The organism is Polyangium sorediatum (genome assembly GCF_029946465.1).
GTDB classification, from domain to species: Bacteria; Myxococcota_A; Polyangia; order Polyangiales; family Polyangiaceae; genus Polyangium; species Polyangium fumosum.
The window spans coordinates 1-15,636 of sequence record NZ_JARZHI010000034.1; the positions used below are offsets into that span (position 1 = coordinate 1).

Here is a 15,636-nt window from a genome sequence, read left to right on the forward strand (position 1 = left end):
CTGTTCGATGAACTGCGCATCGCGCAGTTCATCGACCCCGGGTCCAGCGCCTCGCTGGTCCGGGTCCAGGGGTGGACAACCCCTGGTGGGGCCTGGGGCAACGCCCCAGCTCCGCGCCCCCAGGCAGAAACCCACGCTCAGCAAAACCTGCTCACAGGGGACCCTCGGTCAACCCGTGGACGAACTGCCGGACGTAGGGGTCTTCGCTCGTCTTGGCTTCCTCGGTCGTGCCGTCGAAGACGAGTCGACCGCGGTAGAGCATGCCGACGCGATCGGTCACGGTGAGGAGCCGATCGAGATCACTCGACACCATCACGACGGTGGCTCCTGCGGCGCGTTGCTCGTCGCGGAGCAGCTCGAAGATTCGCTGGGACGTCACGGGATCGAGGCCTGCTGCGGGCTCGTCGTAGAGCACGATCTCTGCTTTCGTGATCGTCGCTCGCGCCACGCCCACGCGTTTCTTTTGGCCGCCCGAGAGACCTGCGGGCAAACGATCTTCGAAGCCGGGGAGGGACACCACGCGCAGCCTCTCGGTGACGCGCTCGACGACCTCCTCGTCGCGGAGGTTGAAGAGCCGGCGCAGCGGGAACGCGATGTTCTCGCCCACCGTCATGTAGTCGAAGAGCGCGTTGTTCTGGAACAACATCCCGAACCGCAGGCGGAACTTCTGCAGCTCGAGATCGCTCATCTGGTGCACGTCCTCTCCCTCGACGAGGATGCGCCCTGCGTCGGGCCGGTAGAGCCCTGTGATGAGCTTGAGCAACACGCTCTTGCCCGAGGCGCCGGGGCCGATGAGCCCGTACAGACAGCCACGTGGGATGGAGAGATTCACGCCGCGGAGCACGGTCCGCGCGCCGAAGCGCTTCGTGATGTCTTCGATGCGGATGAGCGGCTCGGTCATGGGACGGCCGCGCGGGGCTAGTTTGCGGCGAACGTCGTGTGCGTCACGTCGAGACGCGGGTGCGCCGGGAAGGAGAGCGCGCGCACCTGGCCGGCGACACACGAGTTGATGCCCGGGTTCGAGGGCTTCGACGTCACGGTCACGCCGACGGCGCGGCCGTTCTGGACCGCCGCGCAGATGCTCACCTCGGTCGAGGGGGGCACGCTGCATGAGTTGAGGTAGTTGCCGCGGTTCAGCACGTTGCCGAACGAGCCTGCGCTGAGATCGGGCGGCGCGTCCTTGCTGTAGTCCTCGATGTACTTCGAGCGCGCGCCCTCGCAGCTCATGCCGCCGCCGAGCACGGGGTACTTGCCGCCGCCGCCTCCGCCCACGGCGCCGCCGCCTACGGGGCCGCCTTTGCCCTTGCCGAGCCCGGCGTCGACCTCCACGGCGACGACGCTGTCGCCTTGGACCTCTTTCGTCTCGTTCTTGCTGCCGCGCACGCTGAGCAGCCATCCGGCGAAACCTGCGCCGAGCACGCCGATCACGGCGAGGCCGATGAGCGCCTTGTACTGCGTGCCCTTGCGCTCGGCGACGACGACGGCTTCGAGGTTCTTCTTCTCCTGCTTGATGTCGCGGTTCAGCTTCGCCTGCTCGGCGTACGGGGCAAACTGCTCCCAGTCCTTGATGAACCGCTCCTCGTTCAGGATCGAGTCGCGCAGCGGGTTCTCGCCGAGGAAGTTGCCCGTGGCGATCTGCTGCAGCACCTCGACGGCGCTGAACGGCCCGTGATCCATCCCGTCCTTGATGACCACGTAACGCGGGCGTGGATCGGACTCGAGCGCGGCCTTGAGATCGGCGAGACGCTGGGTGGGATCGTTCGCGTTGCGCACCTCGGGCGCCTTCACGACGGCGATGGGGAAGGGACCATCGTTCACCGGCGCGGCGGGACGTGCTTGGACGGCGGGCGCGCCGGGGATGTTGGGGGCTCTCGGCGCGGCGGGGATGGCGACGCCGCCGGTCGTCGTGGCGGGCGGGATGAGGGACATCGCGACGTCGACCTCGACGCCGTCGTCGAGGCCTGCGTCCGTGGGCGGCGGCGCGATGGAGGCGCCGGGCGCGACGTTGTGCAGGGCCTGCGCGAGTGCGCCGAGATCGGCGGGGCGGTGCTTTGCGTCGGCGACGAGGGCCTTGCCGAGGATCATCTCGAGCGAGGCGGGCAGGTCGGGCACGACGTCCGTGGGCCGCTTCATGCCCGGACCAACGCTGCCGCCGGTGAGCATCTCGTAGAGGATGGATCCGATGCTGAAGACGCTCGCGCGCGCGTCGCCGGGCGTGCCCTTGCGAGACTCGGGCGCGATGCAGGCGCGATCGGACGGGAGCACGGGGAGTCCCTCGGCCTTGTCCTCGAGCAGGCTGACGGCGGAGCCTGTGTAGAGGATGGCGGAGGGGTGAACGAAGAGCGCTTTGCCCTCGCGATGTAGCTCCTGGATTTCTGTGCAGAGCGGCACGAGGACGGAGAGCGACTCTCTCAGATCGAAGGTGCGTCCGGAGGCTCGACGCGCCTCCAACTCGGCTCGGAGTGTACCGGGCGTGATGGACATCGGCGCCACCTTAACGCCGAAGGCCAGCGGCACTCAACATGAGCCGGGGGTGGTCGTTACGGTGGGGGCGATCCGAGGGCGGATCGTGCGGGTGGCGGGAGGGTGGTCTTTGGAGTTGCCAGGCGGCTCAGGAGAGCTGGGTGGGGGGCGGCTTGTTGGAGCGCTCTTCTTCGATGAGGATCGTGAAGACGAGCCCGGCGCCGAGGATGGGCAGGAGCCAGATGAGCTGGGCCTGGAGGATCTTCTGCTTGCGCTCGAAGAGACGGCTCTTGAACACCCGGATCGTGAGCCAGGTCTGGAAAGCCACGAGAGCCAGGAGAAGGGCGCCGAGGATGCCGTCGAAGAGGTCCATGAGGGTCGAGGGAACCTAGCCAGTCAGCCTGTGCTTTCAAGGTGGGGGGTGGGCGATTTCGCGATCGAGGGCGCGGAGGGTGGGGGGGGCGGCGGCGGTGGGGCGTTGTCTCTTGACCCAGCCTCCGGCCATTGCTGAGGTTCCCACGTGACTCCCCGCACCACGCCCTCGCTCCGCATCTCCCGGCTCGTCGTGCAGAACTTCCGCACGTTCCAGGGTCCGACCGCGATCCCGCTCGCGTCCGCGGGAGGCGTGGCGGACGAGGTCGCGGTCTTCCATGGGGGGAACGGGAGCGGCAAGTCGAACGCGCTGGCGGCGCTGGAGTTGTTCTTTCGGGCGCTTGGTTTCTGGATGGTGGCGCGTCGCGAGAGTGACACGGACAGCATCCTGCGCGGATGGGAGCAGCTCGAGGACGCATCGGGGCTCATCGTCTCGCATCGGGACTGGCCGCCGGGCATCCGCGATCCGCTCCAGATCGACGTTCATCTGGCCGATGGGCAAAAATTTTCGGCGATCTTCACGCAAGTAGGCAACCACGTGGCCCTTCGTGTCGATGGAGCGTGGGCAGGGAGAGAAACCGAGATGCCCATGTCCGCGAAGAAGGCCACGGCCGAAGCAGCGAAGGAGAAGGGGCTGAGCCCCCTTCAAGAACAGCAGCTCGCGTCGACCCTCGGTCGGCTCGATGCCCCGATGGGTCCGGGGAGCCGGCCCCTCTTTCGGTTCGATGCGCGCCGCCGCGCGTATCGGTACCCGAGCGACGAAAGGCGGCAGGTCGATGCGCCCGCGTCCCCGCTGTCCTCCGAGCTGGCCGCCCGCCTGCTCGAGCTCGCGAACTCCCTCGACCCCGCGGACACCGAGCGATGGCGCGCGTTCACGCTTCTCCTCTCGCGCTTCAAGACGCTGTCCGGCCGCGAGGTCAACGTCGTGCGCCTGCCCGACGGAGACGCCGACCTGCGCTTCGAGCTTCGCCGCAAGCAGATCCTCCGCGTCTCGGAGCTCAGCTCGGGCGAACAGCAGGTGGTCGCGATCTGCGCCGCGGTGCTCACGTCGCGCGCGGCCATCGTGGCCATCGAGGAGCCGGAGATCAGCCTGGATCCGAGCTATCAGGAGCTCCTGCGCGACGTCTTGCGCGAGCAGGTGCGGAGCGGGCTCGTCGACCAGATCATCCTGGAGAGCCACGTCCCGATGTTCGATGGCCCGGAGGTCATCCGCTTCCGCCGCGCGCCGGAGGGAGGGACCACGGTCGTGCGGCAGCCCTCCGAAGCGCACGACGAGCTTCGCGAGCGTGCACGAAGGAGCGGGGCCGAGGATCAGTGGGTGACCCCCGAGGGCTACACGAAGCTGCCGAAGGTGATGCTCGACGACCTCGGGCTTCAGGCCGGCGGCTACCTCTGGTTCGTACGCTCCAAGCCTGCCGGACACTGGGAGGCCTGGAAAACGGAGGAGCTCGACCAAGCCCTCGGATTTCCTGGCGACGACGCCGAGGAGTAGCCCGTGCTTCGCCTCTGGATCGACACGAACTGCGCGCGCAGCGCGAAGAAGCTGCGCTTGCTGCTGCCGCTCGCGCGCAAGAAGGGCGTCACCATCGTCATTCACCCGCAGGTCTACCTGGAGCGGCGGCGCCAGATGCGGGTGGAGAAGGGCGAGGCCTTCTCGTCTCAGCTCTTCGACGACCTCCTCGCCCAGCTCGGCATCGAGGTCTCTCGGCTCGAGCTCGACCAGGCGCTCGCCGCGGGCTGGGCGGATACGCTGTATGCGCGCTACCCGACGAGCGGCGGGTGGGAGGAGGCCAAGCAGCGGACGCTCGGGGGCATGCGGAGTCTGGGCTTCGAAGTCCTCCCGGGCGACATGCCGATGACCACCGACTGGCTCATCGCTCTCATGGTGGAGGAGGAGGTTTCCGCATGCGCCATCACCCACGACAGCGGCGAGGAGTGGAAGGTGCTCCGTGAATCCCGCCGCCTGTTCTCCTGGAGCGAGGCGATCGCATGGCTTGAAAGCCTGCCCTCCGTCTGAACCTGCCTCCCCGACGTGGGAACGCGCCCCCCTTCGTCGCAACGCGCGTTCCCCTTTCTCGGAACGCTCCCGGATCCGAAGCGGGGCGCGTCCCTCCTCTTCGCAACGCTCGCGGATCCGCAGCGGAGCGCGTTCCCCTTTTTCTCAACGTGCCCACCTCCGAAGGAAGGAGCGTTGCCAAATCTCGCAACGCTCGCGGATGCCGATCCCGAAGCATTCCCACATCTCGCAACCGCTTCCGCGTCCGATGCGACGACGATTCCTCCGCGTCGCAACGCGGCCGGCTCTGGATCCCGGCACGTTCCCCTTGTTCGGAACGCGCGTTGCTCCGTTTCGCGGTGCGTTGACGCTTCGCGAAGCGCGCTTCTTGGCTAGAGTGTCGCCCGTGCGGCTCCGGATTTTCGCCTGCGCGCTCGCTCTCGCCGCGCCGCTCGCTCTCGTATCACTCGTCGGCGCGGGGTGCTCGCTTCCTTCCTCCGATGTAGACGGCGGAGATCTGCACGGCGTCTTCGATCGCGACGCGGGAGCCGCCGACGCCACGGCGAGCGACGCGAGCGCCAAAGATGGAGGGCGCAAGGACGGCGGGGCCGCGCCGGTGCCCTCCATGACGGCGTCGGCCGCGGCCAAGCCCGTGACGCGCCCGCCCACCGAAGGGAGCTGCGTCGCGGTCGACGGGCTGCCCGATCGCGACATCAAGCGCACGCTCGGGAGGCCGCCCTGTCCCGGCGCCGAGGTGCTGGAGTGGAAGGACGCCGCTGGCGCGCCGCGCTACGCGTGCGTCATCACGCCCAAGGGCATCGAGACGCGTGCGCCCTTGCCGCTCCTCGTCTTTTTTCATGATGCCGGCGACAACCCGCGCAGCGTCGACAAGGAGACCTCCCTGCGCAAGCTCGCCGCCCGCTTCGATCTGACGGGCGACCCGGCGCACGCGGGCTTTATCGTGCTCTCCCCGCAAGGCCGCGCCCTGCACGGCAACCGCGAGGGCGCGATGTTCGACGTCGACTACACCGGCGAGGACAACGTCGACGTCGCGACCACGGATCACTTCGTGTCGGTGCTCGCGGCGCGTGGACACGTCGATCGGCGCAGGCTCTACGCCGTCGGCGCCGGGCACGGGGGGCACATGGCCGCGACGTACGCGATGATGCGCGCCGATCGGGTCGCGGCGTTCGCCACGTACGGCAGTGACGCGCCGCGCGCCGCGTGGTCGTGCCCGGGTCCGCCGCCGCCCGCGTTCGTGATGTACCGGGCGTGTGATCAGATCGCGCCTTGCGCCTCGGTCGAGCGCTGGCTGCGCGCGCGCGACGCGATCGCGGCCGAGACGACCGGGCTCCGCCTCGGCGCGGCGAACGCCGAGGAGCCGTCGTGCGCGATCGACAAGAAGTGCACGAAGATCGTCGGGACCGCGCTCCACCGGCGCTGGCCCAAGGGGCGCGAGGAGGACCTGCTCCGGTTCCTGTCGCGACGCACGCTCTCCGTCGCGCCCTGATCCCAGAGCCTCGAAGTTGCGCCGGACCGAGCTCCGGGTGGTACCTTTCGAACGCGATGTCGTTGCGATCGACGAACCCCCTGGACCTCGCGCTCGAAACGCTGCTCGACGTCCTCGACGAGGCGGTGCTCGTGTTCGACGAAGGGCTCGTGTGCCGCGCCGCCGGGCGCCGCGCCGCCGCGCTGCTCGGGCTCGATCCGGGATCGTGCGTGGGGCAAGGACGCGCGCACTTGCTCGGGCGGATCCGGCAGGACGCGCCCGATCTCGCAGGGCCGCTCTCGGTGCTCGAAGGCAGCGCGCTCTCGCCAACGCGCGTGGAGATCGATCCGCTGGAGATCACGGGGCCGCCGGCGCGCACGTTCGTGTGGACGAGCGCGCCCGTCGTGAAGGGCGGCGTGGTGGTGGGGCGGATCGACGTCGTGCGTGATCAGAGCGCGTCGGCGGCGATGGCGCGCAAGCTCGACGAGGTGTCGCGGGTCGACACGCTGACGGGGCTCTCGAACCGGCGTCGCTTCGAGGAGGAGTGCGAGCGCGAGCATCGACGCGCGCAACGCGTGTGGGACTCGTACGCCGTCGCGCGTGTGGACGTCGATGGCATGGGCGTGGTGAACGAGGCGCACGGCAGGGAGAAGGGCGACGCGCTCCTCCGGCTGCTCGGCGAGGCGATGCGCGCGTCGCGACGGCAGTACGACGTGGTCGCGCGGTGGGGCGAAGACGACTTCGTGTTGCTCTTGCCCTGCGTGGACCACGCCGCCGTGAAGAGCGTGCTCACGCGGGCCGCGGCGCACATGGCCGCCGCCGCGAAGGACGCGGGGTACGGGATCACGCTGAGCGTCGGCGTGGCCGTGTGGAGGCCACCTTCGGCCGACAGCGCCGCGGACGTACTCGGCCGCGCCACGGCTGCCCTCGACGCAGCCAAGCGCCGCGGGCCCGGGGCGATCCTCGTGGATCTTGGCGGGACAAACGTGAAGAGCGACCTCGAGAGCGTCGCCGTCGAACCTCCGGAGCGCGTCGAATGAGCCCGTAGCGCCCCGCGCCTGCCGCGAAGCTGTGGTACGAACTGCGGCGGGGGTGGGGGCATGGGTGGAGCGTCGTACGACGAGCTCTTGGGGGAGCTCGAAGGACGGGGGGTTCGACGTGCGAAGATCGGCGGGTTCGACGTCGATGGCGTGCTTCGCGGGAAGTACGTGTCGATGGAGAAGCTGCGCTCGGCGCTGTCGTGCGGGTTCGGGTTCTGTGACGTCATCTTCGGTTGGGACATCGGCGACGTCCTCTACGACAACGCGCGGGTGACCGGCTGGCACACGGGCTACCCCGACGCGCACGCCGTGCTCGATCCTTCCACGAGGCGGCTCGTGCCGTGGGAGCCCGGCACCGTGGCGATGCTCGCGGACTTCCGCGACGCGGAGGGCGGCGCGCACCCGGCGTGTCCACGCTCGGCGCTCAAGCGCGTGATCACGCACGCGGCGTCGCTCGGCTACCAGGCGAAGCTCTCGGCCGAGTACGAGTTCTTTCTGTTCAAGGAGACGCCCGCGTCGCTCCACGAAAAGCGGTTCCAGAAGCTCGAATCGCTCTCGCCGGGGATGTTCGGCTACTCGTGGGTGCGCGAGGGCCAGCACAAGGATCTGATGGCCGCGATCTACGACGGGATGCGCGCCTTCGACATCGAGCTCGAAGGGCTGCACACGGAGACGGGGCCGGGCGTGTACGAGGCGGCGATCCGGTACGACGACGCCCTGCGCGCGGCGGACAAGGCGGCGCTGTTCAAGGTCGCGATGAAGCAGATCGCCTACGAGCACGGGCTCAGCGTGACGTTCATGGCGAAGTGGAGCGCGAGCCTGCCGGGCTCGTCCGGCCACCTGCACCAGAGCCTCTGGAAGGACGGGGAGAACGTGTTCCAGGGGCCGCCGTCCGAGGGCGGGATCTCGAGGTCGATGCGGCACTACATCGGCGGGCAGCTCGCGTGCATGCGGGAGATGACGGCGCTCGTGTCGCCGACGATCAACGCATACAAGCGCTACGTGCCCGGCGTGTGGGCGCCGCTCACGGCGACGTGGGGCATCGAGAACCGCACGACGGCGCTGCGGATCGTGGGCGCCGGGACGAAGGCCGCGCGGGTCGAGGTGCGGCAAGGGGCGGCCGACATCAACCCGTACATCGCGATGGCGGCGACGCTCGGCGCCGGGATCCACGGCATCGAGAACGCGATCGAGCCCGACGCGCCGATCACGGGCAACGCGGGCGAGGGCGGCGAGGGGCGCGATCGGCTGCCGCGTACGCTGGCCGAGGCCACGGCGCTGCTCGCGGAGAGCCAGCGCATGCGGAAGATCCTCGGCGACGGGTTCGTCGATCACTACGTGCGCACCCGGCAGTGGGAGGTGCGTCAGTACGAGCGCGCGGTCACGGACTGGGAGCTCGCGCGGTATTTCGAGGCCATCTGACAGGACGAAGGCGGCAAACGCATGGGACAACTGTCGATCTGGAGTTTTCCGACGCGGATCGTGTTCGGGGCCGGTGCCGCGAAGCAGGCGGGCGCCGAGGCCAAGCGGCTCGGCAGCAAGCACGCGCTCGTCGTGACGGACAGGGGGGTCGTCGGCGCGGGGCTGCTCGCGCCGATCGAGGCGTCGCTGCGCGAGGCGGGGATCAAGTGGACGGTCTTCGACGGCGTGCTCGGCAACCCGATCGAGGCGAACGTGCACGAGGGCGTGCGCGCATTCCGGTCGTCGGGCGCGGATCTCGTGATCGCGATCGGCGGCGGATCGCCGCTCGACGTGGGCAAGCTCGTGCGCCTCGGCATCCACCACCACCGGCCGCTCGCCGAGTACGACGACGCGATCGGCGGCGACCAGCACATCACGGCGAACGTGCCGCCGATGCTCGCGCTGCCCACGACAGCGGGCACGGGCAGCGAGGTCGGGCGCTCGGGCGTGGTGACGCTCGACGCGAATCACCGGAAGACCGTGATCTTCTCGCCGCACCTGCTCGCGAACGTGGCGATCCTCGATCCCGAGCTCACGCGCTCGATGCCAGCGTTCCTGACGGCCGCGACGGGCATCGACGCGCTCACGCACTGCCTGGAGGCGTACGTGGCGAAGGGGGATCACCCGATGGCGGACGGCATCGCGCTCGAAGGGATCCGGCACGTCGGGCGGTACCTGGAGCGGGCGGTGAAGCACGGCGGCGACCTCGAAGCGCGCGGCGGGATGATGAAGGCCGCGATGATGGGCGCGGTCGCGTTCCAGAAGGGGCTCGGCGCGTGCCACTCGCTCGCGCATCCGCTGTCGAGCGAGCACGGGACGCACCACGGGCTCGCGAACGCGCTCTGCCTCCCGGCGGTCTGCGCGTTCAACGCGGGTCTGGCGCAGGGGGACTCTGCTCTGGCAAGCAGAGCCACGCCCCCGAACCTCCAGGTCGCGGGGGCGCGGCTCGCGGAGGTCTCGGTCCTGCTCGGCGGCGAGGCGAGCCCGGCCGGTTGCGTCGAGTCCGTGCGCCGGCTGCGCGATCGGCTCGGCTTGCCGGGGAGCCTCTCGCAGGCGGGCGTGCCCCGCGAGAACCTCGACCGCCTCGCCGATCTCGCCTTCCAGGACGCCTGCCACACGTCGAACCCGCGGCCCTGCACCCGGGACGACCTCCGCGCGCTCTACGAGGCCTCTTTCTGAAGCTTTGCCCCGCGCCCCTCAGGCGGGACGCGAAGAATGTTTCGGGGTCCGCATCCCTCGCGTCGTACCTCGACTCCGCAGTACAAGCTCCCGAAATCGTTTCTTGATTCGCCGCCGCATCGTCCGCGCGCCTCGAACCTCCTCGCGCGCTGGCTCGGAGGCGTTGGAAACGTGGTCCAGGTCTCGGTTCGCCAAGGTTTGCGTCCCTTGCGTACTCTGGCGGTTCTTTCCGGAATGCGTTAGGTGTCGGGTCGATGGTAGCCACGGCCCCGGATCGCATCGGATCGTCGAAACCGGCCACCTGCCGGATGTTCGAAACCCCGCTCATCGAGCGGTTTTCCCGCATCCACCCGGCGACGCCGTTCCTGTTCTGGCTCCCGGTCTACGGTTACCTCGCGTTCCGTGCCTACGAGAACGGCGTCGGGCTCGTCATCGGTTTGTCGCTCGGCTTCCTCGGCCTGTTCGTGTGGACGCTCGCCGAGTACGTGCTGCACCGCTGGGTCTTCCACTACGTGGGGCCACGGCTCTGGCAACGGCGCGTGCATTTCGTCCTGCACGGCGTGCACCACGACTTTCCGCAGGACGCGGATCGGCTCGTGTTCCCGCTCGGGGCGAGCATCCCGTTCGGCCTGGTGTTTTACGTGCTCTTCCGCGCGATCGTGGGACCTGCGCTCGTGGATCCGCTCTTCGTGGGCTTCGGGCTCGGCTACCTCGCGTACGACGGGACGCACTACGCGATCCACCACTTCCGGATGAGCTCGCGCTGGGGCAAGTGGATCAAGCGCCACCACATGATCCACCACCACACCGGCGCCCACGCGCGCTGGGGCGTGTCGTCGCCGCTCTGGGACTACGTGTTCGGGACGATGAAATCCCCCTGAACGGCCACGCCGGCGGCTGGAACGGGCCCTGCTGGAGGCCCGCCATGAGCCGGAGAGGTGGTCGCAGCGCGCGCGCACGCGCGGGCGTTCGCGAAGGCCGGACGGAGCATCGGCCCGACGGGGCGCTCGATGTGGTCGAGGGGTTGATCGACCGGGCGCGGAAGTCACGTCGGCGCGGCGATATGCGCAGCGCGATCGTGCTCCTGCGGCAGGCGTGCTCGCAGGACGAGTGGCGCGCGCGAACGTTCACGCTGCTCGGCGCGCTTCTGTCGAAGGAAGGTCACCACGGCGAGGCGGCAAAGGCGCTCACGCACGCACGCTGGCTGCGGCAGCGGGCCGGGGAGGCGCCGCGCGCGGCGGTGACGGCGCGGCTGCTCGAAGCGGAGCTTTCAGCGCGTTAAGACGCAGCGCGGACGGGGCGCAAGGCGCCTACGTGGAACGAGCGGAGGGTGTTGCGGCCGCAAAAGGGGCAGGCCCACCCGATGTCGAAGCGCTCACCCGAGGCCCCGATGCTGTGGGCCGGCGCGACTTCCCGCGCTCGCCCGCGCGACGCCGTGCCGGCGACGACGTGATGTTTCTCGTCGAGCGTCGCAAGAAGGATCGCCTGGCACTCGCATCGGCTCTGCACGCTGAACTGGCTCATGGATCTCCTGCGTCGGTGAGCCGCCCCGGACGTGCGGGACCTCGGCTCGGCCGGTGATTCGCCCGGGGCGCTTATAAGGCCTGACGAAAAATGGCTCAAGGGGGTTCGGGGGCGGCGCGGGGCGCATCGGGCGTAGCCCTCGGGTGTCGAAGGAGGGTACGCTCGGCCCTGAAGTCGGTCGCTTCTCGGGAGGGGTGGGAATATGGGGGCACTTGAGGGGTTCCGAGCGACGATGATCGATGCACGAACCGACGTCGGGCCGCGGAGCCGCAGGATCCTGGTGGCGAGAGATCCGCGGCTCTCGACGTGTGACGCGCTGGTCCAGGGGCTCGAGCCGCTGATCGAGGATGTGGAGCTGGTCGAGGCGTACTCCGTGGAGGCGGCGCGCTCGTGGGCGAAGGGCGGGCCCTTCGATCTCTGCCTCGTTTGTCTGGATCTGCCGCCGGCGCCGCGCGGCGGGGCGAGGCTCGCCAAGGAGCTCATGCGGCGCGGTCAGCAGGTCGTCTTGATCACGCGGAGCCTGCGGTGGCTGCCGGCGGAGGACCTGGAGCTGCGCAGTTTGCCCTGGATCGTGCCCGAGGCAGATCCGACGAGCGTGCTCGTGTTCCTCAAAAAGGAAGCGGCGCCCGTGGCCTCCCCGAGCCGCACGCGCGCCAAGACGCTCCCGCCGATGACGGAGCGCGAGCGGCCCGCGGCGAACGAGACCTAATCCCCGCCGACCGGCAGGAGCTCGATGGACTGGATCGTGGTCGAGCCCGGTCCATCGAGCCCGATGACGAGCTCGGTGTCTTCCTTCCCATTCAGGTCGAGGCTGCGGCCACCTTCGAGCGAGAGGGTGCGGATCCTGGCGCGTTCGCCCGCGGGCGTCTTGAGCGCGAGGTAGAGGTGGCCCTTGGGCTGGCCGAGGACGAGTTTGTCCCCGTCGCCTGACTCGCAGAGGAACGAGGCCTTGCCGGCGAGCGGCTTCTTCTTGTTCGTGCTGCAGCTCGACACGAGGTGCGGCTCGCTCGCCGACTCGGCGCGGGCCGCGGCGATGACGGCGCTCTGGCGCACGAGCTCGACGTCGTCGAACTCGACGTTGCCCGCGCCGCGCGCGCCGATGCCCACGTAAAACCCGCTCGATCCGGGCGCGGCAGTGAGCGTCGTGCTCTCGGTGCCCGTGCCGGCGGCGACGCGGAAGACGATCGTGCTCTCGACGGCGTCGGGGTCTTCAAGGGAGCGGAGCGCGACGTGGAGCTCGCCCGCCTGCGTCGCGCGGTACTTGAAGCGGATCGCGAGCTCGTCGCCGGCCGCGATGAGCGGCGCCGCCGAAGGCGTGTACGAGCCGAAGATACGCACGCGCATCCGACCGCCGCCGCCGCGCAACTCCTCGGCGGCGGCGCGCAGCGCGTCGTGCGTGCCCGCGGCCGTGGAGGTGATCGTGACGTTGCCATCGGACGCGGCGAACTTGAGCCCCGCGCCCTCGATCCGCGCGAGCGCCTCGCCGCGCACGGTCTTCTTCGCAGGTTTAACCACGGTCGGCGCGCCGCCCTCTGCGCTCGGGACCGCGGTCGTCCCGTCGAGCTTGCCCGCGATCTTCGTGACGCCCACGCGGAAGCGGACGACGTCATCCGCGTTCAGGAACTTGCGCGCGTCCCAGAGATCGATGAGCTCCTTCATGAGGCCCGCGAGGCGTTGATCCTCGGCCGCGTGCTCGGCGGGTTTCGTCTTGCACGTGTTGTACGACTCGCAGAGGGCGACGCGGCGCTCCTTGAGCTTGGCCGCCAGATCGGCGGCGGCGCGGATCGCCTCGATACGAACCTCGGCGCCGCGGCTCGCGCCGGCGAGCTTGAGGGAGCTCGAGACGTCGAAGGAGCCGAAGTCGTCGGCGATCTCGGCGCAGCTCTCCCGCGGGATCGTTCCGATCGGATCCGGGCACTCGACGTCGGCGCTCAGCGCAGGCGTGCCGCCAGGAGGAACCTGGGGACCGCCGCAGCTCGCGGTCGCGAGGGCGAGGGAGGGGACGAACAGCGCTGCCGCGAGAAAACGGAGACGAGCGGGAGGCACGGAGCGAAGGTAATACAGGTCGGAACGGCGCGGGGGGCTCGGGCGCGTGGGATCGAGGAGGTGACCGGGCATCCGGTCATCGGCCGGGGCGGAAACGTTGCGAGCGCGCAGGGTCTTGCCAAGCGCCGCGGGATTGGCTAGACATGCGTTCGCAGTTCGCGGGACTAGCTCAGTTGGTAGAGCATCAGCTTCCCAAGCTGAGGGTCGCGAGTTCGAGCCTCGTGTCCCGCTCCGAAGCAGAAGTCGTGGTGTTCTGGGAAAACACCCCGCAAGCAGCAAACGTGGCGGCTCCGGCCGCCACGCTGCTTTTGTGCTCCTGAGAGGGCGTTCCCCAAGCGTCGCGAGCGGAGCCGCGCGGCAGCCCGCGGAGCCCGCTCGGACAAGCCCGAGCGCTCGCACGACGCGCGAGGACCTCGAGCATCGAAGCGTCAGTCCGCTGTCGCGGAGCGGGGGCGCGCAGGATGCACCAGGGACAAAGGGTGGCGTGGAACGCCGCCTTGATGATCGCAAAGCAGGCCATCATGGCCGTCCTGAGCATCGTCTACGTGGGCTACCTGGCGCGAAGGCTGGGCGTGGCCGCGTGGGGGGAGCTGCAGGCGTCGCTGGCGATCACATCGATGGCCGCCGTGGTCGCCGGCCTGGGGGTGCGCGGATATCTCGCGCGCGAGATCGCGGTGACGCCGGAGCTCGGGCCGAGGCACCTCGGCGCGGCGCTCGTCGTGCGCGGCGCGATGGGCACGACGACGCTGCTCTGCGCGACGTTGTTCACGCTGGCGACACGCGCGGGGGAGGGCGCGACGCTCGTGGTGATCGCGGCCGCGTCGCAGCTCGCCACGATCCTCTACACGACGATGTGGCTGAGCTTCGAAGCGCACGAGCGCTTCCAGTACATCCTGTACGTCGAGCTCGGCGCGCGGCTCTTCGTGATCGGGCTCTCGGTGGCGCTCGTCGCGTCGGGCTTCGGCGTGCTCGCGGCGGCAGGCGCGCTCGCGCTCGGCAACGCGATCGAGCTCGTGCTGACGTACCACTTCCTGCGCAAGCGGCTCTATCAGCCGAGGCTCGAAGTGGGCCTCGGCGAGCTCGTGGCCATCGCGAAGAAGAGCATCCCGCTCGGGCTCATCGGCGCGCTGCTCGGCGTGATCCGGCAGGCCGATCGCGTGATCCTGCGCTGGCTCGACGGCGAGGCGGCGGTCGGCGTGTTCAGCGCGGCGTGGGTGCTCATCGAGCAGCTCGAGCTGATCTCCGATCTCGTGCTCGGCGCCGCGTTCGCGGCCGGGATGCGGCTCTACGCGCACGATCAGGCAGGCTTCGTGAAGCTCTTTCGAACGGCGCTCGTGGTGGCGACGGCGCTCGGGCTCCCGCTCGCCACGGGCGTGAGCCTCGTGGCGCCGGACGTGGTCGCGCTCGTGTACGAGGGGCGCGACTTCGCAGGGACGTCGGACGTGCTCCGGGTGCTCGCATGGCACGTGCCGGCGACGTTCGCGTTCCAGGTCGCGGCGCTGCCGCTGCTCGCGTCGAAGCGCGAACGACATCTCGGCGCGGTGCTCGGTCCGGCGCTCGTGGCGAACGTCGTGCTCGACATGTGGCTCGTGCCGCGACACGGCGCGCTCGGAGCGGCATTCGCGGCGCTCGTGACGTCCGTGGGCACGCTCTTCGCGACGGGGATCCTCGTGCTGCGGTACGTGCGCGAAGCGCCGATCGGGCGGCTCGGCGGCGCCACGCTCGCGACGGTGGTCATGAGTTTCGTCGCGCTCGTCGCGCTGAAGACGCTGGGGCTCTGGGCCGCGGTGATCGCAGGCGCGATCACGCACGCGGGGCTGCTCCTCGCGCTCCGCGTGGTGACGATCGCAGAGGTCCGCGCGCTCGCGCGGCGCAAACCGGAGAAGAACCGAGAAGCCGCAGCGACGTGAGGCGCGGAGGCGCGGACGGACTTCGTTCGCGTGAAACGCGCGTGCTCTTCGCGCGAGATGCGCCCCGCGGACGGCGCGCGCAGCACCCCGAACATCGCGCGCCGTCCCGCCTCGTTCTCACGTTTGGATCGAGCAAGCGAGCCTACGAATGACGCT

At 69.7% G+C, this 15,636-nt stretch carries 15 protein-coding genes and 1 tRNA gene; 11 read left to right on the forward strand and 5 right to left on the reverse strand.

The window, feature by feature from the left end; all coding sequences use genetic code 11:
• Positions 1–151: 151 nt before the first annotated feature.
• The 3 genes from QHF89_RS30050 to QHF89_RS30060 form a co-directional block, all read right to left on the reverse strand.
• Positions 152–901, reverse strand: a complete 750-nt coding sequence (locus QHF89_RS30050) for an ABC transporter ATP-binding protein (protein ID WP_136970874.1) — start codon at positions 899–901, stop codon at positions 152–154.
• A 17-nt stretch (positions 902–918) separates the two neighbouring features.
• A complete protein-coding gene (locus QHF89_RS30055; RefSeq protein ID WP_136970873.1) occupies positions 919–2,484 on the reverse strand; it encodes a serine/threonine-protein kinase in 1,566 nt (521 codons plus the stop codon).
• Positions 2,485–2,611: 127 nt separating this feature from the next.
• Positions 2,612–2,836, reverse strand: a complete 225-nt coding sequence (locus tag QHF89_RS30060) for a hypothetical protein (protein WP_136970872.1) — start codon at positions 2,834–2,836, stop codon at positions 2,612–2,614.
• A gap of 147 nt (positions 2,837–2,983) precedes the next feature.
• On the opposite strand from QHF89_RS30060, the gene QHF89_RS30065 reads away from it, so the two are divergent.
• From QHF89_RS30065 to QHF89_RS30100, 8 genes are all read left to right on the forward strand, one after another.
• Positions 2,984–4,327 carry an AAA family ATPase gene (locus tag QHF89_RS30065; protein WP_136970871.1) on the forward strand — a complete coding sequence of 448 codons (1,344 nt, stop codon included), beginning with the start codon at positions 2,984–2,986 and terminating at the stop codon, positions 4,325–4,327.
• Positions 4,328–4,330: 3 nt separating this feature from the next.
• The gene (locus QHF89_RS30070; RefSeq protein ID WP_136970870.1) at positions 4,331–4,852 is read left to right on the forward strand and encodes a hypothetical protein; all 522 of its coding nucleotides are present in this window, start codon (positions 4,331–4,333) and stop codon (positions 4,850–4,852) included.
• A gap of 385 nt (positions 4,853–5,237) precedes the next feature.
• A complete protein-coding gene (locus QHF89_RS30075) occupies positions 5,238–6,341 on the forward strand; it encodes an alpha/beta hydrolase family protein (RefSeq protein ID WP_136970869.1) in 1,104 nt (367 codons plus the stop codon).
• Positions 6,342–6,397: 56 nt separating this feature from the next.
• Positions 6,398–7,360, forward strand: coding sequence for a GGDEF domain-containing protein (locus tag QHF89_RS30080; protein ID WP_136970868.1), 963 nt, complete (start codon positions 6,398–6,400; stop codon positions 7,358–7,360).
• 60 nt (positions 7,361–7,420) lie between these two features.
• Complete coding sequence (locus QHF89_RS30085) at positions 7,421–8,782, forward strand: glutamine synthetase family protein (protein WP_136970867.1); 1,362 nt, start codon at positions 7,421–7,423, stop codon at positions 8,780–8,782.
• Between the two features lie 21 nt (positions 8,783–8,803).
• The gene (locus tag QHF89_RS30090; protein WP_136970866.1) at positions 8,804–10,000 is read left to right on the forward strand and encodes an iron-containing alcohol dehydrogenase; all 1,197 of its coding nucleotides are present in this window, start codon (positions 8,804–8,806) and stop codon (positions 9,998–10,000) included.
• A 254-nt stretch (positions 10,001–10,254) separates the two neighbouring features.
• Entirely contained in the window at positions 10,255–10,881 is a 627-nt protein-coding gene (locus tag QHF89_RS30095) for a sterol desaturase family protein (protein WP_136970865.1), read from the forward strand.
• A 44-nt stretch (positions 10,882–10,925) separates the two neighbouring features.
• Positions 10,926–11,282, forward strand: coding sequence for a hypothetical protein (locus tag QHF89_RS30100; RefSeq protein ID WP_136970864.1), 357 nt, complete (start codon positions 10,926–10,928; stop codon positions 11,280–11,282).
• Here QHF89_RS30100 and QHF89_RS30105 read toward each other — a convergent pair.
• The gene (locus QHF89_RS30105; protein ID WP_136934658.1) at positions 11,279–11,524 is read right to left on the reverse strand and encodes a hypothetical protein; all 246 of its coding nucleotides are present in this window, start codon (positions 11,522–11,524) and stop codon (positions 11,279–11,281) included. The genes QHF89_RS30100 and QHF89_RS30105 overlap by 4 nt on opposite strands.
• Positions 11,525–11,756: 232 nt before the next feature.
• Here QHF89_RS30105 and QHF89_RS30110 point away from each other — a divergent pair, with 232 nt between their 5' ends.
• Complete coding sequence (locus tag QHF89_RS30110) at positions 11,757–12,233, forward strand: hypothetical protein (protein ID WP_136970863.1); 477 nt, start codon at positions 11,757–11,759, stop codon at positions 12,231–12,233.
• Here QHF89_RS30110 and QHF89_RS30115 read toward each other — a convergent pair.
• Positions 12,230–13,570: a hypothetical protein gene (locus tag QHF89_RS30115; RefSeq protein WP_136970862.1), complete on the reverse strand. Its 1,341-nt coding sequence runs from the start codon at positions 13,568–13,570 to the stop codon at positions 12,230–12,232. The genes QHF89_RS30110 and QHF89_RS30115 overlap by 4 nt on opposite strands.
• 158 nt (positions 13,571–13,728) lie before the next feature.
• On the opposite strand from QHF89_RS30115, the gene QHF89_RS30120 reads away from it, so the two are divergent.
• A tRNA-Gly gene (locus QHF89_RS30120) sits at positions 13,729–13,801 on the forward strand.
• Between the two features lie 269 nt (positions 13,802–14,070).
• A complete protein-coding gene (locus tag QHF89_RS30125; protein WP_284721105.1) occupies positions 14,071–15,480 on the forward strand; it encodes an oligosaccharide flippase family protein in 1,410 nt (469 codons plus the stop codon).
• The last annotated feature ends 156 nt before the right edge of the window (positions 15,481–15,636 follow it).